This is a genomic window from Verrucomicrobiia bacterium, assembly GCA_035629175.1.
GTDB lineage: Bacteria > Verrucomicrobiota > Verrucomicrobiia > Limisphaerales > DASXHY01 > DASXHY01.
In genome coordinates this window covers 1-18,423 of record DASPIL010000003.1, presented here as the reverse complement: position 1 = coordinate 18,423, position 18,423 = coordinate 1, and the positions used below count along the sequence as shown (strand labels likewise).

General features: G+C 58.4%; 15 protein-coding genes and 1 other RNA gene. 7 read left to right on the top strand and 9 right to left on the bottom strand.

The genetic code is table 11. The annotated features are described in order from the left end of the window. Positions 1-111 precede the first annotated feature (111 nt). On the top strand, positions 112-1,500 hold the full coding sequence (locus VEH04_00610; protein ID HYG21251.1) for a LysM peptidoglycan-binding domain-containing protein: 1,389 nt from the start codon (positions 112-114) through the stop codon (positions 1,498-1,500). Between the two features lie 12 nt (positions 1,501-1,512). On the opposite strand, the gene VEH04_00605 is transcribed toward VEH04_00610, so the two are convergent. The 4 genes from VEH04_00605 to VEH04_00590 form a co-directional block, all read right to left on the bottom strand. Further along, complete coding sequence (locus tag VEH04_00605) at positions 1,513-2,265, bottom strand: nucleoside monophosphate kinase (GenBank protein HYG21250.1); 753 nt, start codon at positions 2,263-2,265, stop codon at positions 1,513-1,515. A 209-nt stretch (positions 2,266-2,474) separates the two neighbouring features. Then, complete coding sequence (locus tag VEH04_00600) at positions 2,475-3,257, bottom strand: DUF4142 domain-containing protein (GenBank protein ID HYG21249.1); 783 nt, start codon at positions 3,255-3,257, stop codon at positions 2,475-2,477. Positions 3,258-3,422: 165 nt separating this feature from the next. Then, positions 3,423-3,851: RNase P RNA component class A (rnpB, locus tag VEH04_00595), an RNA gene on the bottom strand. 64 nt (positions 3,852-3,915) lie between these two features. Continuing rightward, on the bottom strand, positions 3,916-4,677 hold the full coding sequence (locus VEH04_00590) for a C4-type zinc ribbon domain-containing protein (protein ID HYG21248.1): 762 nt from the start codon (positions 4,675-4,677) through the stop codon (positions 3,916-3,918). 441 nt (positions 4,678-5,118) lie between these two features. On the opposite strand from VEH04_00590, the gene VEH04_00585 reads away from it, so the two are divergent. From VEH04_00585 to VEH04_00560, 6 genes are read left to right on the top strand one after another with little or no spacing between them, the layout of a single operon-like run. Beyond that, positions 5,119-5,898 (top strand): ABC transporter permease, encoded by a 780-nt coding sequence (locus tag VEH04_00585; protein ID HYG21247.1) that lies wholly within the window; start codon positions 5,119-5,121, stop codon positions 5,896-5,898. Further along, the gene (locus tag VEH04_00580) at positions 5,895-6,641 is read left to right on the top strand and encodes an ABC transporter ATP-binding protein (protein HYG21246.1); all 747 of its coding nucleotides are present in this window, start codon (positions 5,895-5,897) and stop codon (positions 6,639-6,641) included. Before VEH04_00585 ends, VEH04_00580 begins: the two co-directional genes overlap by 4 nt. 1 nt (position 6,642) lies before the next feature. Then, positions 6,643-7,638: an MlaD family protein gene (locus tag VEH04_00575; GenBank protein ID HYG21245.1), complete on the top strand. Its 996-nt coding sequence runs from the start codon at positions 6,643-6,645 to the stop codon at positions 7,636-7,638. Beyond that, complete coding sequence (locus VEH04_00570; GenBank protein ID HYG21244.1) at positions 7,635-8,663, top strand: PIN domain-containing protein; 1,029 nt, start codon at positions 7,635-7,637, stop codon at positions 8,661-8,663. Before VEH04_00575 ends, VEH04_00570 begins: the two co-directional genes overlap by 4 nt. Positions 8,664-8,673: 10 nt before the next feature. Then, on the top strand, positions 8,674-8,901 hold the full coding sequence (locus VEH04_00565) for a DUF2007 domain-containing protein (protein HYG21243.1): 228 nt from the start codon (positions 8,674-8,676) through the stop codon (positions 8,899-8,901). Beyond that, on the top strand, positions 8,898-10,277 hold the full coding sequence (locus VEH04_00560) for an FAD-linked oxidase C-terminal domain-containing protein (protein HYG21242.1): 1,380 nt from the start codon (positions 8,898-8,900) through the stop codon (positions 10,275-10,277). Before VEH04_00565 ends, VEH04_00560 begins: the two co-directional genes overlap by 4 nt. A 23-nt stretch (positions 10,278-10,300) precedes the next feature. On the opposite strand, the gene VEH04_00555 is transcribed toward VEH04_00560, so the two are convergent. The 5 genes from VEH04_00555 to VEH04_00535 all read right to left on the bottom strand — a co-directional run. Then, complete coding sequence (locus VEH04_00555) at positions 10,301-11,128, bottom strand: PRC-barrel domain-containing protein (GenBank protein ID HYG21241.1); 828 nt, start codon at positions 11,126-11,128, stop codon at positions 10,301-10,303. A gap of 65 nt (positions 11,129-11,193) precedes the next feature. After that, on the bottom strand, positions 11,194-12,531 hold the full coding sequence (locus tag VEH04_00550) for a PrsW family glutamic-type intramembrane protease (protein ID HYG21240.1): 1,338 nt from the start codon (positions 12,529-12,531) through the stop codon (positions 11,194-11,196). A gap of 129 nt (positions 12,532-12,660) precedes the next feature. After that, a complete protein-coding gene (locus tag VEH04_00545) occupies positions 12,661-14,745 on the bottom strand; it encodes a TIM-barrel domain-containing protein (GenBank protein HYG21239.1) in 2,085 nt (694 codons plus the stop codon). 110 nt (positions 14,746-14,855) lie between these two features. Next, complete coding sequence (locus tag VEH04_00540; GenBank protein ID HYG21238.1) at positions 14,856-18,212, bottom strand: discoidin domain-containing protein; 3,357 nt, start codon at positions 18,210-18,212, stop codon at positions 14,856-14,858. Positions 18,213-18,296: 84 nt separating this feature from the next. Then, positions 18,297-18,423 (bottom strand): transposase (locus VEH04_00535; protein HYG21237.1); only part of this gene is annotated, 127 nt, incomplete at its 5' end.

The following is an 18,423-nucleotide window of genomic DNA, read 5'->3' as shown; positions in this document are numbered from 1 at the left end:
ACGATTCAGTGAGATCATCGAAGCGACGCTCTGGAGCGCCCATGTAGCTGGCTCCGCGTTTTGCACGTTGCTTTTTTGAATTCACTGTGGCACCGATTGCTTCAGAACACTATGCGCTGGCGTGCCCTATTCTTCGTTTCGCTCGCCCTCAATCTGCTGATTGCTGGCGCATGGATTGGAACGCGAACCCACACGCCGCCCGCTGGCGGCCCGCTCGTCCAGGAGAGTCCCACGATCAAAACCAACGTCCTCGTGCGACGTCAGTTCTTCTCGTGGTCCCAGGTCGAGTCGCCTGACTACCCGACTTACATTGCAAACTTGCGCAGCATCAATTGCCCCGAGCAAACCATCCGCGACATCATCATTGCCGATGTTAACACTCTCTACGCGCAACGGCTGGCGACGGAACTTGTCACACCCGACCAGCAATGGTGGCGCAGCCGGCCGGACACCAACGTGGCGCGGCTCGCAGCCCAGAAAACGCGGCAGGCTGACGAAGAGCGGCGCGCCTTGCTCACGCGCTTGCTGGGGCCCAAATGGGAAGCTGGCGACCTCGTCAGCCTGCCCCGCCCGTCCACACCGGGTGTCGCGCTGGATGGCCCGGTCCTCGGTGTGCTGCCGATGGAAGTGAAACAAACAGTTCAGGACATCACGGCCCGGTCGCAGGAGAAGCTGCAGTCAATGCTGACGGCAACTGCAAGCCTGGATCCTGCTCAACGCGCCGCAGAGCTGGCACGCTTGCGACGAGAAACCCGCGACGACCTTGCGAGGGTTTTGTCACCGCAACAGCTTGAAGAATATCTCCTGCGCTATTCTCAGAACGCAAACAATCTTCGCTCGGAGCTCGGCACGCTGGGGCACTTCAACAGCAGCCCTGAGGAATTCCGCGCGCTGTTTCGCGCGACAGATCTTGTAGACCGGCAGTTGCTCGCGCTGGAGGGACGTAATGATCCCAACGCAATCCTGGAACGCAACAATCTCCTGCAGCAGCGTGAGTCTGCGTTGAGGACGGCCCTCGGCGCGGAACGGTATCAGCAGCTGGTTTCGCTTCGGGATCCGCTTTATCGTGAATCCGTCAGCACAGCGCAAAATAACGATAGTCCGGCCTCCGCCCCTACGATCTATCAGATTAATCAGGCGACCGCCCAGGAACTGGAAGCCATTCGGTCGAACACGAACCTTACCGCGATGCAGCGGGCGATTGCCGTGAAGGAAACAGAATTGCGACAACTCACCGCAAATGCCCTGGCGCTTGGGCAGGAAGTTTCAGAACCTGCGGCCGAGGAGCCGCCGTTGACACCGCCGCTGCCAATCGATATCGCCGAGTTGTCCAATGTTCGCCGCCATTCCTACAGGTTCGAAGTCGGCGACACCGTCGGCAGCATTGCACAACGATACGGGGTTTCCCTCCAGGATCTGCAGTCCGCAAATCCGACCCTGAACATCCGCGGCTTGAAGGCAGGCGACACCTTGAACATCCCGGACAAGGCGCAGCAATGAAGTCGGCCCGATTCAGTGAATCCGCGCTTCGAAGGCGCGCATCGTGCGCTCGTAGATCTCCTCAGGCGTTCCTTCCGCATTGATGGAAATGAGACTCCCTTTGCTGCGATAAAACTCGACCAGGGGTGAAGTGCTTGTCTCGTAGGCAGCCATGCGAACGCGAATGGATTCAGGCCGATCGTCCTCCCTCTGGAACAGTGGAGCACCACAATGATCGCAAATGCTGCTGATCCGCGATGGACGCGTCACCGTGTGGAACACAGCCTTGCAGACGGAACACGTCTGGCGGCCGCTCAGGCGAGCAACGATTTTCTCAACCGGCATGACGTAGCTCAGCACGGTTTCGAGCGTTACTCCCTGTTCCGCGAGAACCTTGTCGAGCGCCTGCGCCTGCGCAACTGTGCGAGGAAATCCGTCGAGCAGAAAACCACCGCGGCACCGCAGGCATCCCGCCCGTTCCGCGACCAACGCAAGCACGGTTTCATCGGAAACCAGTTCGCCGCGCCGCATGGCGTCGAGCGCGCGATCCATTGTCGGACTGCGTTCGCAAGCATCAAGTGTCTTGGCCGCGCGGAAGATATCTCCAGTGGAAAGGTGGCACGCGCCCATTCGTTCAGACAGAAGTTCAGCCTGAGTTCCCTTTCCGACGCCAGGCGCGCCAAGCAATACGAGGCGGCGCGGATGAGAAGCGAGCCTTGGGCCGGTTTTACATCTGGATTCTCCTCCTTTGAGCCATGCGGTGCGGTCGGGCTTGGTATGCATCATAACGTTTTCGCTTGCTGCTGCGCCTCGGTGGAATCCTGGAGTTTTCAATGCCCCCGGGCCCCAGATTTGTGACGACTATCCAACGGCGCTTCCCGCTCCGACACACGCGGATTGCGCTTTTCTCATCCTTTTTTGGAGCAACATTGGTACAGAAAAAAGGCGGTTCCCGCAGGAACCGCCGTGTCTGTTATTCCCCTGTTTATTCGAACCTATTGCTGATTCGTTGACTTCGAGCCCGTGCTGTGGCTGCCGGCTTTTTCCTCGTGCTCAGCCGTTCCACCCATCGCGTCAGTATCCTTGATCAGCGATGAGAGGGTCGCCTGATCAACGCCCGCAGCCTGGGCAGCGTGCTGCGCATGCTGGAGGTGCTGGCGGAGTTTCGGCAATGTGGCCTGCACATACTGCTGGACCTCGGTGTCCGTGATATTGCGACTGGCGTGCTCGTACTTCGCAATCGTCTTTTGATGCTCCTTGAGCATTGCCGTCGAATACTCACGATCAAACTCCGCGCCGTTCAGCGCCTGAAGCTTGTCCATTTTCTTCTGATGCTTCGCTTCCAACGGCTGGTTGACTGACAGGCCATGCTTTTGCGCGAGCGGTTGCAATTGCTGGTTCGCCTGCGCATGGTCGGTGCGAATCATCTCTGCGAACTGCTTCACCTGCGCGTTCTGCGCCTTGCGCTCCGCCACCTGGGCTAATGCTACTTCGGCCGCATTTCCTTCCACCGCGTCGCGCACAAAGGACTTGGCGTCCTTCGGCATGCTTGCACTGGCACTGCCGCTCATGCCGCCGCTGGTTGTCGTGGTCGTGGGCTGAATGCCACCCGAGGTCACGCTGTCCGGATTGCCGGAGAGGTTCGAGGCGCCCGCGCCCTTGACGGTGGGTGTCTTTGCAGGGCTGTCTGCTGATTGCGCAACGCCGGCTGCCAAAACTGCGCAGGCAGCGATTCCGCCAATAAACTTTCGATGTCTCAGTTGAATCAATGATTTCATACAAGTCCTTTCTTCGTGCACCATCGATCTGCCTGGGTGGACGTCACAACTGGGGAAACCACCTTCCATAGGGAGTGACCGCGTTTGCCGTTGAGCGGCAGTGGTTTTTGAAAATTCCGGCGCCGGGAAGGACGGCGTTGGCTCACGCTCGCCGGGAGGAAGAATGGTTTTGGAAGGGCTGTAAGCCGAATTTTGTCTGCACCCTTGCGGGTGGAGAGAATCATTTGTCTTAGCAGCCAGTACCCGGAACCCGGCCCGCTTTCGCGAGCACTGGAGCGAGCCGCTCCGAGGTTCCCTATTTGGCCTTGCACCCGATGGGGTTTTCCGTGCCTCCGTGCTTGCGCCTGGAGCGGTGGTCTCTTACACCACCTTTTCACCCTTACCCAACGGACCCCAACGAATTGAGATCCAATCAGGCGGTTTGTTTTCTGTGGCACTTTCCGTCGAGACGCCTCGCGGCGCCGTCCCCCGCGTGTATCCCCGCCTGCAATGCCGAAGCATCGCGGCCAGGTTACGCGGCATCGCGCCCTGCGGTGTTCGGACTTTCCTCCTCGCCTGGATTGCTCCAGGAAAAGCGATCCTCCGCCCTTCCAAAACCGCGATGAAATTACCCCACCGCTCGCAACGAAACAAGCGTATGAAGTCTGAAGCGATTAAATCAGTCAGCAACCGCCAGGTCCATGTCACGCGTGTAGTAGAGAATCCTCCCGCAGTTGGTGCACGTGACCAACTCCTGCTGCCCCTGGCAGCTCACGATAATCTGGGTGGGCAGGCGCATGTGGCAACCACCGCACACTCCGTGTTGCACGCCTACGACGACATTGCCGCCCTTGCTTTTCATGAGCCGCTCGTAACGTCCGCGGGCCCCGTCGTCAACCGCCCCGGCCAATTCCTGCCGGCTGGCCTCCATCGCGGCAAGTTCCTGCTGGAGCTTCTCCTCGCGCGCGCCTAGCTGCGCCACCTGGTCGTCCATCAGCTTTTTAGCTTCCGCCGCCACTTGCGTCGCGGCAGCCACGGCTTTCTGGGCGGCTTCGCCCAGCTCCATCAGCGCGATTTCGCGGTCCTCAAGTTTGACGATAGCCTCCTTGCACCCGTCGATCTCATGCGCCAGCGCGCGATATTCCTCATTCTTGCGGGTTTGCAGCTGCTGGTTGGCGTACTTCTCGATCAACGCCCGCTTGGCCTGAGCCTCGAGTTCGAGATCCTTGCGTTGCGACTCCAGCTCCTTGACGCGCAGCTTGGCGGCGTCGAGTGCAGCCTGTGCTCCCGATGACCTCGTCTTGAGCGACTGCCGCTCCGGCCCGATGTGTTCCAACTCCGACCGCAAGCGGGCGATCTTTTTGTCACGGTCCTGGAGGATCAGCAATTTTTCAATCATCTCAAGCATGGTCGCCTTCGCTACATTTTCGAATGGATACAAAACTTATCGATCGGGTTTCTACAAGTCAATCCAAGGGCCGGAATTGCCGCAAATCGAAGATCGCGAAGTTGCGCGGGAAGGCAAACGAGAATCTCCATTTGTATATCCCGGATCCTCGATTGCACACTGATTCAGACAGGCACACGGGTTTGCGCGAATTTGACGAATTTGCGCCAATTGGAATTCCAGCACAGGACCGAATATCCCCACGCGGAGGCCGCGGAGGCCGCGAAGAAAAGAGACGTCGAACGGATTTCAGTTTTTGGCTTTTTGATTGGACGTTCGTGGAAATATTGAGACACCCAGTTTCGCACCTTGCGGCACACTCCACCCCAAAAGCGGATCACACGAGTCATCGGACGGTTCTACTTCTGCTACCTCGGCACTGGGCAGGATTGCGCTCTGGTCAACCCGAATACCCTTTGTTACTTTCGCGCGACTATGAATTTCCTGGCCAATTCGCGCGCGGCTGTCTGGCTCGTAGGGCTTGGCCGGATTTCGTTGCTGGCCCGGGAGGCCGTCCTGTCGCTCATCCGCCTTCGCATCAGCTGGCGCGACCTCGTCTACCAAATCTACTTCATGGGCGTGAAATCCCAGTCGGTTGTCCTCATCACCGGCGCTTTCACAGGCATGGTGCTCGGCGCCCAAACCTACTTTCAGTTTCATAAAGTCAAAATGGACACCGCCACGCTCGCCGTGGTCAGCGTTTCAATGTGCAGCGAACTCGGACCCGTCCTCACTGGCCTGATGGTCGCCGGTCGCGTCGGAGCCGCCATTGCTGCCGAACTCGGCACGATGCGTGTCACGGAACAGATTGACGCACTCCGCACCCTCGCAACGCATCCTGTCGACTACCTCGTCGTGCCGCGACTCGTCGCAGCGCACATCGTACTCCCGTTGCTGACGGTTGAAGCCATCGCTGTCGGCATCGGGGCGGGTTATCTTGTCGGCGTTTACCTGCTGGGCATCGATCCCACCTACTCCTGGTACAACATGGTCAAATACACTGGCGCGACCGACGTGGTGAATGGCTTGATCAAGTCGTTCATCTTCGGCGGGATTGTTGCGCTTGTGGGCTGTTACAAGGGAATGTTTTGCGGCGAAGGCGCCGAAGGGGTCGGGCGGGCCACCACGGAATCCGTTGTCTATTCGTCCATCACGATTCTTATCACCAACTTTTTCCTGACAATGTCGCTCGGCAAGCTGCTGGATCTCCTATGATCGAAGTGCGCGACCTCACCAAAAGCTTCGGTCCGCACACAATTCTTGACGGGGTGAGCTTTCGGATTGAGAAGGGTGAATCGGTGGTGATTATCGGCCGCAGCGGCGGCGGCAAGAGCGTGTTGCTCAAGCATCTCATCGGACTCCTGCAACCCGATTCGGGCGAGGTGTTCATCGATGACGAACCGATTGTCGGCATGGAAGAGCGGGAGTTGCTGCGCGTCCGAAGCAAGTTCGGGATGGTTTTCCAGGGAGCAGCATTGTTTGATTCGATGACCGTGGATGAAAACGTTGCGTTTCCGCTCCGCCGCTACAAGAAGTTCAGCAACGATGAGATCGCCGAAAAGGTTTCTGACGTCCTGGAGATGGTCGGCCTCAAGGGCGCTGGGCCCAAGAAGCCGTCGGAGTTGTCGGGCGGAATGCGCAAGCGCGTGGGGCTGGCGCGGGCGATTGTGTATCAACCCGAGATTGTGATTTACGATGAACCCACCACGGGACTAGACCCGATTATGGCCGATAGCATTGACCAGTTGATCCTGCGCGTGCGGGATCGTTTGCATTCGACTTCAGTGGTGGTCACTCACGACATGCGGAGCGCGCGGCGTGTCGGGCACAGGATTTTGATGCTGCACAACGGAAAGATTTACGCGCAGGGAACTCCTGACGAAATTTTCGGTTCGGAAGATCCGCTGGTGCGGCGTTTCATAGACGGCATCTCGGATCCACAACAGGACCTTTTTTGATATGAGCAAATCCAGATTCGAACTGAAGGTGGGACTGTTCGTTGTCATTGCGCTGGCGATTCTTGCAGCGCTGCTGCTGCAGTTCAGCAAGGGTGGCTCGCTCTTCCGAAAATCGTACACACTCTACGTGACGGCTTCCGACATTGGCGGCCTCAAGACGCAGGCTTCTGTGTTGATGTCGGGCGTCCAGGTCGGTTATGTGGAGAAGATTGCGCTCAACCCGAGCGGCACGAACGTGACGATCACGCTCTCGATTTACCGCGAGTTCGTGATTCGCGATGACGCGCTTTTCCAGATCAAGCAGTCGGGTTTCCTGGGCGACAATTTCGTCTCGATCAATCCCGGCCGAAACCAGGGTGCGGAACTTCCAGACCAGGGGCACGCGCGGGCGGAGGAGCCGTTCAACCTGCAGGAAGTGGCGCGTTCGGCGGCTGGATTTGTGCAACGTGTGGACGAGGCCGCGACCCGGCTGAACGAAGCGATTGCCGACGTGCGGCGCCATGCCCTGAACGAACAAACGCTGACCAATCTGGCGGCGACTGTGGAGAACCTGCGAACGGCTTCGGAGCGGGCGATGGTTACGGTGGACGAAATCAACTCGTTGTTCGTGACAAATGGCCCGGCGCTGTCGCTTTCCGCCAGCAACCTGGCCCAGGCCTCGAGCGAATTGCTGACCTTTGCCGATTCAGTAAACGGCATAGTGGAGGAGAATCGCGGAAGCATTTCGTCATCGGTTCGGAACGTGGAGAACTCGACACTGACGCTGAAAGCGATCCTGGATGACACGCGTTCAGGCAAGGGGCTGGCGGGCGCGTTATTGCAGGACGATGCGATTGCTGGCAACGTGGCGAACATCGTGGAAAATCTTTCAATCACGAGCAGCAACCTGAATCGCCTTGGCCTTTGGGGAATTCTGTGGAGCAAGAAACCGCCGCGGGAATCGGCTGAGTCCTCGGGCGAACGCCTGCGCCTGCCGCGGGAAGGTTCACGGCGATGATCAACCTGTGGACCATACGCGTTCTCTTTCTCGCGCTGTGCACGACCGCGGGTTACGCCATCAGCCAGGTGCGTCCCGAACTGCTCCACTATGGATGGGCGGGGGCGCTGGTGGGATTTGGCTTCGGCTGGCTGCTGATCGCGATCGATGAAATGCTGAAAGGGTTTTCCCTGCGGGCGTTTTCTTCGATCACATTCGGCCTGCTGCTGGGCAACGTGGTCGCGCTGTTGATCGATCGTTCAGGATTGTTCGATAATTCCGAGGATACCACCCGCTGGCTGATCCGGCTCTGCCTGTTTCTCGGGTTCAGTTACATCGGCATGATCCTGGCGATGCGCAGCAACAAGGAGGATTTTTCGCTCATCATTCCCTACGTTCGCTTCGCGCCGCAGAACAAACCCGACAACCTGCTGTTGCTCGACACGAGTGTGATCATTGATGGACGGATTGCAGATCTCGTGGAGGCTAATTTTCTCGAAGGAACGCTGGTGGTGCCGAGGTTTGTGCTGCGGGAATTGCAGCAGATCGCCGATTCCCCCGACCCTGTGAAACGGGCCCGCGGCCGCCGCGGGCTGGAGATGTTGAACCGCCTGCAGCAGAACAAACGGAACGAATTGAAAATCCACGAGAGCGATTTTCCCGAGGAGAAGGAAGTGGATGCGAAACTTGTCCGGCTGGCGCGCAACTTGAAGGCGAAGTTGTTCACGAATGATTTTAATCTCGGCAAGATCGCGGAGCTGCAGTCGGTGAATTATGTGAACCTGCATGAGATGAGCAAATCGCTGCGCGTGACACTCCTGCCGGGCGAGGTGCTGAGCATTCGGATCGTGCGCGAGGGCCGCGACAAAGGCCAGGGCGTGGGTTATCTTCCAGACGGCACGATGGTAGTGGTGAATCACGCGTCGGAGCTCGTTGGACAGCAGGTCGATGCCCAGGTGCAGAGCAGCCTGCAAACGGGCGCCGGCGTCATCGTGTTCGCCGAAATCCGCCATGCGCCTGCAGCAACCGGCACGACGACAACCTAATAAAAAGCATATGTCACTCGTCACCATTACCCGATTGTTCAATCCCAGCGATGCCCAACTCGTTCGCAGCCGCCTCGAAGCTGCGGGCTTCCATGCGATCGTCATGGGCGAGCTTTCTGCTTTGACGACCGGAGGGTATTCCCAGGCAACAGGAGGCATTCAGGTGCAGGTTCCTGAATCCGAAGCGGCGGAGGCGGAGGAGTTTCTCGAGGCGCCTGATGTTCCGGCAAGCGAATGACAGCGCTGCAATCGAAGCGACTGGCCGAACTGAAACGCAGTCTTGGCCCTGGCGAACTTTTGACGGAGGAGACGATTCGCGCGCGATACGCTGGGGACAAGTGGTTTGCAGCCCACACGCCGGACGCGGTTGCAATTCCGCAAGATGCAGAATCGGTTTCCCGGGTCCTCAGATTTGCGAATAAGCACGGCATCCCTGTGACGCCCCGCGGCGCGGGTTATGGTTACGTGGGCGGTTGCGTTCCCGTGCGCGGTGGCATTGTGCTTTCGGTCGAACGACTGAACCGGATTGTCGAGATCAATCCGGCGGACTTCGTGGTCGTCACCCAACCCGCCGTAACCACAAGCGCCCTGCAATCCGCGGTGGAAAAAAAGGGATTGTATTACCCGCCTGATCCAGCGAGCCGCAAGGATAGTTCCATCGGAGGCAACATCGCGACGAACGCGGGGGGACCGCGCTGCCTGAAATACGGTGTGACCCGGGATTACGTTCTGGGACTTGAAGTGGTGCTTGCCGATGGAACCGTTGTGCGTGTCGGCGGTCGAACGCACAAGAACAAGACCGGGTTTGAGTTCGCGCGCTTTTTTCCCGGTTCGGAAGGCATGCTCGGAATCATCACGGAGGCGACGCTCAAGCTTATTCCGCTTCCTCCGTATCGCGCGTGCCTTGCGGTTGGTTTCGGGTCAATGCGCAGCGCGATTCGGACGCTGCACGCGATTTTCAAGTCAGGGTTCCTGCCATGCGCACTCGAGGTTGCAGATGAGTTCACCTTGAGCGCCGCATACAAGCGGACAGGCAGCGAACGCCTTCGCGGCTGTCGCGCCCACCTCATCGTCGAACTCGACGGCCAGATGAGATCGGTGCGGGGTGAGATTCGTGACCTGGAAATGATTGTTCGCAAGCAGCAACCGTTGTTTGTCGAGCGCGGGCTCGGAAATCGCGAATGCGAGGAAGTATGGCAGATTCGGCGCGAGTTCTCCTACGCGTTGCGCGACACGGGGTTGACGAAGCTGAATGAGGACATCGTGGTGCCGCGCGGCCGGCTTGAAGACTTGTTTCGATTTGCCGCGGGCCTGCAGGCGCGGCACCAATTCCCGATCGCGTGTTTCGGTCATGCCGGCGACGGGAACATTCACACGAACGTCATGGTGGATTACACGCAGCCTGAAGCGAAGGAACGCGCCGAAGCGGCATTGGACGAATTATTTCAGCAGGTGATTGCATGGGGCGGATCGATCACGGGTGAGCATGGAATTGGCCTGGCCAAGGCGCGCTGGTGGCCGCTCGCTGCGTCGCCCGAGTTGCGCGATTTGCATCATCGGGTGAAGAACGCCTTGGATCCGAAAGGCATCCTGAATCCGGGGAAATTTCTTTGAGCATCGCGAAAGCGGCTGCTCATTTAATTCGTCCGAGGATATTGCAGAATCTCATTCTTTCGCACCCCGCCGGTTCGCCACACGGTGGGATCGAAATGGCGGGCCGACGAGAGTTGAGCGGGCTCCGCGTCGAGCTGCAATCGCCCGGATTCGTCGATCGCGATTCGGCCCAGCGGAATTGCGTAGGCGTGTTCATTCGACTTGAAACGCTTTCCAGGTGACAGCAGCAGGAAACACGATTTTTCCCCATCGAGCGCTGCAAGAACATCGATCACCTCGCCGAGCTTGTTCTGATCGGTTCCGTAGACCGATTCACCAATGAGATCTGTTACGAGCATCAGCCTGCCCTGGGGCGGGCTTTTTGCAGGGCGCCCCGTGGCCGCCAGCGTTTGCATTGCCGGCTGGCTTCCTTCCGAAGGCTTGGAAATGGCATCGAAACGTCGCGGCAAATCAGCGAGGGTGGCCGCGGTTGCAGGGGTGTTCAGGGCGCTTGCGTTGATCACGGGCGCGCTGTTCCAATCGCGCGGCATGATATTCAACCCTGCCACACCGCGCTTGGCGGTAGATGTGGAAATCAGATGCGGCGGAACGGGACGCACTTTTCGGCCCTTAAGCAAACCGTCGGGCCCGACGAGAACGCAGCCGACAATTCCGCGATCGACATCCAGAACAATGTTTCTGACGCTGCCAACGTTCTGACCGTCGCGGGTTTCCACGGACATGCGGAGGACGGAATTCAGCCGCTGTAACGGAGGGAGATTGGTCGAGGAAGTGGTTTCACCCGCAACCGACTGGTGCAGGCTGAAGCAGAGGCACACGACCCACCACGTTTTCCGAACGATCACCAGCATTCTCGCCCATTATCCCCCGGCCGGCCTGCAAATGCATTGGGGTGTTTCCGGGAGTCCTCCGTCAACTAGGGCAATGCGGCCTGGGGAATCTGGGTTTTTGTTGTGTCGCCGCTGGCAGCTTCGGCTTGCGCTGTGCGTATCTGGCGCAATCCACTTTGAATGAATGCGACAAGAGCGATCCAGATCACAAACCCGAGAATGACGTATTTGATATAGAGTGGCAGTTGAAGAGGAGAGTTCCAGATCATGTGCAGCCCGGCAGCGACGGCGTATGCCCGCAGGAACTTCGGCTCGGTCAACATCGACCATTCGAACGCGCGGGTCCCGCGAACGCGCCAGAGCGCCGCTCCGACCAGCGCGGTCCAGAGGACGTGACCGCCGAAAATACTCAGGATGCCTCGCGTGGTGATGTTGCTCAGCATGGCGCTGCGGCCGTATTCGCCTCCAATCAGGTATGCATAGCCCGCCGATTCAAACGCGGCAAATCCCGTTCCGACTGCAGCCCCAAAAAGCATCCCGTTCAATGTCCAGCGGTATTTGGGTTTGTTGATCACGAGCAGCAGCGCCGCGGCCTTGCCAGCTTCTTCGACGAGTCCCGCACTCATGGCGCCCAACCAGCTGTCGAGGCGCGTCCATTCGAACAAAAACAACGACAGGATGACCGATAACACACCACCGAGCATCATGAGCTTCAGCAGCTGGTACAAGGGCACGTTGCGGACGGCATTGATCTCGAAAAAGAAGATCAGCAGCGAAAATGGAATCACGAATGCGCCAAACGTCAGGAGTCCCGGAAGGACGATGGCATTTCCGAAATGCCGGTAGATGAAAAGAAAACCCAGATAAACGGTTGCCGCGAGCAGGAACGTTTTCAGGAACAGCCAGGGCTTTGGCCAGCCCGTGTTCACCTCTGCCAGCGGAGGCGTGGTTGAAGGCGTGCCCACGGCAAAATATTGCTCCATCTCTTCATCCGTGCGCTTGCGCAATGCCTCCGAAAACATCTCGGCAGGACGAAAACCTTCAATGCGTTCCACGCCCGCGATATCCGTGATGCGGTCGCCGAAGTCGCCAATCAACGTGCTGAATTGCGCGGTGGGAGCCGATTCCATCTGCCACAGCGAACGCCCCACGCGAAGTTGCTGCCGCGGTTCGAGCAATCCCTGCTGCCTGGATTGGCCATCCAGAAAAACAGCGCATCCAGCGATCGCGGCAAAGGCGGGCTTGCCGGCTTCTTCGTGAAGAGTCACATGCCGCTCGGCGACATCGGGATCGTCACTGGCGAGTTCACATGCGGCGGCCCGGCCGACGACTGCGGGTTTGGACGTGATGGCAAGCCTCTTTCCGGAATCGGGGCCGGAGACACAAACAACCAACAGGTTGACGGTTCCTGTCTCGGGTGTCATGGCCGCATAGTGCCAGCCCGGAACCGCGCGTCAATGCCTGCTTATGAAACCCAGACCGAGCTTCTTACAGTGTCAGCCAATCGCGAAGAGGCTCTCGTCGGCTCGGTCCGAAGAGAGAGATTACGAGCCTCAATTCGACTGGGAATATGTGCGTTCGTACCACGCGCGCAATTGGGCATCCAATTTCTTCAGGTCAGGGCGCGTGCTGGCAACCGCCTCAGCATCGCGCCATTCTTGATGCAGGTCGCCCAGATCCACTTTTGACCCAGCACGGGTGAAGATCGGAATCTGATGCAATTCAGCCGGCACCGTAATCGTTTGCCCGCCATCGTAAGCTTTGCCGGGGTTCCACGCGTCCTGCCATTTCTGTCCGGCAGGCAGGTAAACCTCCACTGCACGCTGTCCTTTTTGCCAGATTGCGGACACAAGGATGTCGGGGCCGTATTGAAAGGTCCACCAATTGGCCCACGCCTCCGGCGCCTGCGGATCCACGAGAAACAAGGGGCGGACAATTGGCATTCCGGTTTTCGTGGCTTCCTTCGCCGCGGCATATCCGTAGTCGATCAGGCGCGTATGCAGGCGCGCATACAGACGCCAGATTGCGATAAGCTCGGCGTCGTAACGCGGAGGATTGTGAAAGTTCCAAAAGGCGCGATTGCGGGTCGGGCCAACTTCCATGATCGGATTGAAACAGCTGAACGCAAGCCAGCGGCCGCACACCTCGGTCTCCATCAACTGCTGATTGTATCCGCATGTGTCGGCGCCCCAATTCGGATATCCCATGACGGCAGAGCGTTGCATTGCGATGATCGAAGCCCGCAACCCTTCCTGCGTTCCGCCGACATCGCCGCCCCAGAACACACCGTATCGCGAACTTCCCGTGTAAGCCGCTCGCGGCATGCAAAGGAAATCGTTGCCACCTCGATGTTTCTTCGCGATTTCGTACGTGGCCTTCACATACATCGCGGGATACGCATTCCGATTTTCACGAATCGATCGTCCATCAAAGACCTTGAATGGTCCCGATTCCGGAATGTCTTCCTCAGCCCGGTCCAATTTAAATCCGGCAACTCCCATCTCGAGCAGGTTCGCCACGCCCTCCTGCCAGTATTTCTTAGCGCGTGGATTTGTGAAATCGACCATCGGGTAATTGTTCCGATGCGGCCGCTGGCCTGCGAGGTTATAGCCAAGCTTGAGCGCGTTGGTTTCCATGTCGCCCTGGAAAAACGGCCCGATCCAGAGCATTGATTTCGTGTTCCTGCCTTCGAGCCATTTCACCTGGCGTTCAAAGTTCGGCAACCGCTTTTCATCAATTTCGAAATCGTCGTAACCGAGCCGCCCGGGCCCCCAGGGACGATCGACCCAATACACGCCGCAAGGGATCCCATAAGCTTCCATGAGCAGCACGTCCTCCATGATTTCAGAATTAAAGGGACCCGTGACGGGCGTGCCATCGTAATATTGGTCGCGGTGCACATGCTCATCGCGCCAGCGCCAGGCCGTGAACATCCACTTTGGCGGAAGAAACGGCGGCCCGGCGTCCAGCGCGTGGGCCTTGACCAGTTCGGCTGGCGTCTTCGCTGTGTAAACTTTCATAGCAAATGACGGCCCTTCCCATGTGAGCTTCACGCGTTTGCTGTCTGAGGCGCAGAAGTCGTAACGCCCTGGCCAGCTGCCCTGCACGAATGTCGCGTAGCCGCGCGACGAGATGTAATACGGCGCATAGACCGAAGTGGTCGGCTTGAGAATCATGTCGATCTTCTGCCCGCGAAGGTCCATTGCTTCCTTGATTCCGGGCGCCCACGACGCCGCCTGCGGACCATCGACAACCCGTTCCATCAGGCCCGTGAAGTATTCTGCCGGATCGGCGGCAATCGAAAGACCCCACTTCAGAATCCCTCCACTCGGCCGGGCATTCAACTCGATCATGAATGCGTCACGCTGGCGATCAACGGTGAGTCGCACCTCGCGGCCGTCCGAAGTCTTCACGCGGCGATTGGCGCCACGCCGCAGTTCGCCAAGTTGAATTGGTATTTCAACGCGGCCGTTCTCTGTCTCGAAGAACAACTGGTCGATGGCAATCGTGCCCGCCCCGGTGGCGAGCGATTGAGATTGGAGGACGAAGCCCGAGCCGCTGGTGTCTTCGGCTGCATGGAGACGCGAACCCGGCGTGAGCAACAGGATGAGAACGACAGAAACAAACAGATTTTTCATTTAATCAAAGCGCGGGGACGATAGCCGACGCTGCGTCAACGGAACATGGAAAAACGCCGCGAACTCCATCCATCGTTTTGGGGATGGTTTGTTCCTCGTTTCGTTGTCACTCAATTTCCTTCATCCACGTCCGTGCTCGTGCTCCGGGAACGGCGGAACTCCATGTTGCCGGCATCGTCTGCAAACCGTTCGCCCTCGCGCAGGATCGCAAATTCGCCCAGCGCAGCACTGGGATCGGACCCGTATCCGCTCACCGCCACAAACCTCAAACGCCGCGCGCTCACAGCACGATCCCACTCGATCCGATGCGGTTCCCACGTGGACGGCAATGCGCCACGATGCAACTCAGTCCATTGCTGGCCATCGTCGCTTGTCTCCAGCCGGAATTCACGGACGTCGCCAAGGTGATCCCGATCGTTTTGCCGGGGCATGATGACGAAGCCGGCCATGGAGACGACTTCTGGGAACTCGATTGTCAGAGTGTGCGGATGCCGGTTGGTGGCAGCGTTTCTCCCGGTTCCGCCAATCACCCATGCCGTGTTCGGATCGCCATCAATCGCCTGGTTCACATTCCCAGCGCCTGATGCGCTTGCGCCCACCTGCCGCATGATTCGCGTGTTGAACAACGTTCCGCGAAAGGCGGCAGCGGACACGGACACCTTGGGGTTGAATTCATCGGTCCCCATGTAATCGAGCAACGAACGGCACAACTGCCGCGCGACAGGACGATTCGGAAGGTCATGGGTGAGATCGAAGGCGGAAACCATCAAGCGGCCCGAACCGACCCTGCATTCAAAGATGGCGCCGAGTTTCCAGTTGCGATTCCAATCATCGATCGCTTGAACGATCGGTTTCAAGTCGCGCGGAAGCTTTGCGAGACTAACGGGCCGAACGCCGCGCATGATTTGCGTCCACTGCCAGTCGCAATGCGAATCGGTCGGAAATCGCGCGAGCGCGGGATGATTCGTGTTGCACCAAATTCCCAGCATTCGGCTCCAGCCGGGATTCATCAGGCGATTCCAAAAAATGGGGACGTCATCGAGCGGTGGGCTTGACCAATCCAGGTCGGTGTTGCGGGGCAGGAACAGCACCTTGCCACCGGCCTCGAGCTTCTTTTCCGCCTCGGCCCAGGACGACGTCGCGAGAACATCGCGAGGAACAGGATTGTGATCCTGTGTGGGGTAGAGCCAGAGATTCCAGCCATTCTCCGCATCGGCAACTGTGTGGTTTTGCGTCCGTGCACCGGGCAGAGTGACCGACAGTTGGTATGCAGCGGGTGCGGGGAAGTTGGATAGCCCAACGGAAATTCGGCCTAGCAAGCTGCGGCCAATCGGGAACGTTTTCGTATCGAGCCGTCCCGAGGCCACGGGTTTGCCGGTGTGATCGCGAATGCTCCAGTTCACATCCTGGTTCGTCAAGGCGTTGGCACCGAAGTGCGCGAGTTCAAGTTCGGCCTGCAAGTTTTCCGCGCTTGTGAAGACGCGCTTGTGCAAACGGGCGAGCGGAACTGTTTCGCTGCAGAACCGTCGAAATTCCTGAGCAGTGGCGTATCCTTTGGGCTCCCAGAATGGATCCAGCAAGCCGACCAGCGCCGTGCCCTGCCCCACGTAATCATGCAGGTCGAGCAATTGGAAACCAGAGAGTCCGCGAGTGCGGAGGTTGGCTTCAATCTCCTCCTTGTAACACGCCAGCTGAAAACGGCCTGATGCGTGCGCAAATTGGCGGTTCATTTCCACCACGCCGTTTGCCGCGGCGGAATCGCGAAAGATTTCAAAGTTGCCCGGCCGCATGTAACCCGTGAACTTCTCGATCACGCGGAAATCCGGGTACGCGCACCATTGTCCGTTTTCATGCACGATGACAGGCACATTCACGCCCCGCAGCGAGCCTGAATAATCGCGCCCAAACCATCCGCTTTCGCGACGCACCTGGCGCGGCCCGAAGCGCTGGGTGGTCGTAAAATCCACCATCTCCATCGGTCCTGGCGCGTCGGCATCAGTGAACCCCGTGCCTGTCGTGTAGAGGCGGCGTGCGTCGTTCGTCCGAAAATGAGCCGCCCATTGCGGCAGGACCTGCCTCCAGCGGCCCTTGGGTTCGTTGCTGGCAGCGAACATGACAAAGGACGGATGATTTCCATACGCCTTCAGCATTCTTTCCGTTTCCAGGTAGAGCATGCGTTCCATGGGCGAGTTGGGATCGATCGTGTTCCACATTCCCGGCTCGGGTTGCAGATAAAAACCAAGTTCATCCGCAGCCTCAAACGCAGCCTTCGGGGGACAGAAGGAATGAAATCGCATGTGATTTTGGCCCCACTCCTGGCACGTGCGAATGAGTTTCCGCCAATATTCAATGTCTGTCGGCGGATACCCGGTGAGCGGAAAATCGCCGCCGTGATGTGTGCCGCGCAAATGTGTTTCGCGCCCGTTCACCACGATGCGCGCGCCGTCCCGCTTGAATTCGCGAAATCCGAATTTCACGCGGCGGGCATGGAACAATCGCGAAGCGCTCGCGTTTGTTTCGGCCTTCCTGATCGACGCTGTGAACTCGAATAACGCGGGATCGAATTCATCCCAAAGCTTCAGCGGATACGCGTTCTGGACCTGCGCTTCCAAGGTTGTGATGCCAGGTTCGCACGCCATTTCGCGCAGCGTCGCTTTGCCGCCGCTTGAAGCCATTGCTGGAATGAAGTTCAGCGAGACGAAAACTTTCTCCGTATTGGTTGTGGCATTGCCAATCTGCACGCGCACGCGCACGGTTCCCGTCGCGGCATCGGGAAACAATTGGAGATCGTCGATCCATACCGAAGGGGTGCTTTGCAGTTCCATCGTGCCCACGATTCCGTTCCACGTGCTGTTCAACGAATCGGAAACCGCATGAGCATCGGGCCGATACGGAAGCAGCATGCGGTTATCGACGCGCACAGTCAGAATGTTCCTTCCCGTTTGCACGAGGCTGTGGGGCGCGTTCACCACTCCGAGGACGAACTCATGCGGCGCGCAAAGGGAATTATTCGTGCCCGCGATCTGTCCATTGATCCACACACGGGATTCCCAGCGGGGACGTTCCAGGTGCAGCATCAGGCGGCGTCCCTGCCAATCGGCGGGGATTTCAATTTCACGTTGATACCAGGCGGCGCCGACATAGTGCCGTGGCGGCTGACAAACGAATGGGACCTTTACGCTGCCCGCATTTGTGTGCGCCCAATAATCTTTGCGGAGGTACCAGAGGCGATCGTAAAGGGAGAGGATCCAAGGCGTTTGAATGTTGATTTCATCACCGAAACCCTGGGCCTGAAGCACTCCCGGAAGTTGAATCCGCTCCGGCAGCGCCCGGTTGAACCAGCGTTCTGAAAGGCCGCGATCGTTTTGATCGAGTTCAAAACGCCACTCTCCCTGGAGCGCCAGCGACTCCGCGGCGGTGCAGGCGGCAAGGCTGGCTGACAAAATGAACAGCGCAAGGATCTTCATGAATTCGTGCGCGCGATTTAAGCTGAAACATTCCGGGCAGGAAGCTGAAATAAATGGGGACAAGCGAAGCTCGGGCTTATATATTTAGCAAACGCAGGAAACCTGGCGGTAGGTGAGCCGTTTGTTTTCGATCAACTGGCCAAACCCTTTCAGGCGGGTGCCATCGGTTTGATGGCGGGTGTTCCAGCGGAAAGCGAATTCATTGGCGTAT

What these genes read in the sequence shown, in the direction of transcription:
- VEH04_00610 (HYG21251.1), top strand. Translation starts at nt 112, where the DNA reads ATGCGCTGGCGTGCCCTATTCTTCGTTTCGCTCGCCCTCAATCTGCTG.
- VEH04_00605 (HYG21250.1), bottom strand. Translation starts at nt 2,265, where the DNA reads ATGATGCATACCAAGCCCGACCGCACCGCATGGCTCAAAGGAGGAGAA.
- VEH04_00600 (HYG21249.1), bottom strand. Translation starts at nt 3,257, where the DNA reads ATGAAATCATTGATTCAACTGAGACATCGAAAGTTTATTGGCGGAATC.
- VEH04_00585 (HYG21247.1), top strand. Translation starts at nt 5,119, where the DNA reads ATGAATTTCCTGGCCAATTCGCGCGCGGCTGTCTGGCTCGTAGGGCTT.
- VEH04_00580 (HYG21246.1), top strand. Translation starts at nt 5,895, where the DNA reads ATGATCGAAGTGCGCGACCTCACCAAAAGCTTCGGTCCGCACACAATT.
- VEH04_00575 (HYG21245.1), top strand. Translation starts at nt 6,643, where the DNA reads ATGAGCAAATCCAGATTCGAACTGAAGGTGGGACTGTTCGTTGTCATT.
- VEH04_00570 (HYG21244.1), top strand. Translation starts at nt 7,635, where the DNA reads ATGATCAACCTGTGGACCATACGCGTTCTCTTTCTCGCGCTGTGCACG.
- VEH04_00565 (HYG21243.1), top strand. Translation starts at nt 8,674, where the DNA reads ATGTCACTCGTCACCATTACCCGATTGTTCAATCCCAGCGATGCCCAA.
- VEH04_00560 (HYG21242.1), top strand. Translation starts at nt 8,898, where the DNA reads ATGACAGCGCTGCAATCGAAGCGACTGGCCGAACTGAAACGCAGTCTT.
- VEH04_00555 (HYG21241.1), bottom strand. Translation starts at nt 11,128, where the DNA reads ATGCTGGTGATCGTTCGGAAAACGTGGTGGGTCGTGTGCCTCTGCTTC.
- VEH04_00550 (HYG21240.1), bottom strand. Translation starts at nt 12,531, where the DNA reads ATGACACCCGAGACAGGAACCGTCAACCTGTTGGTTGTTTGTGTCTCC.
- VEH04_00545 (HYG21239.1), bottom strand. Translation starts at nt 14,745, where the DNA reads ATGAAAAATCTGTTTGTTTCTGTCGTTCTCATCCTGTTGCTCACGCCG.
- VEH04_00540 (HYG21238.1), bottom strand. Translation starts at nt 18,212, where the DNA reads ATGAAGATCCTTGCGCTGTTCATTTTGTCAGCCAGCCTTGCCGCCTGC.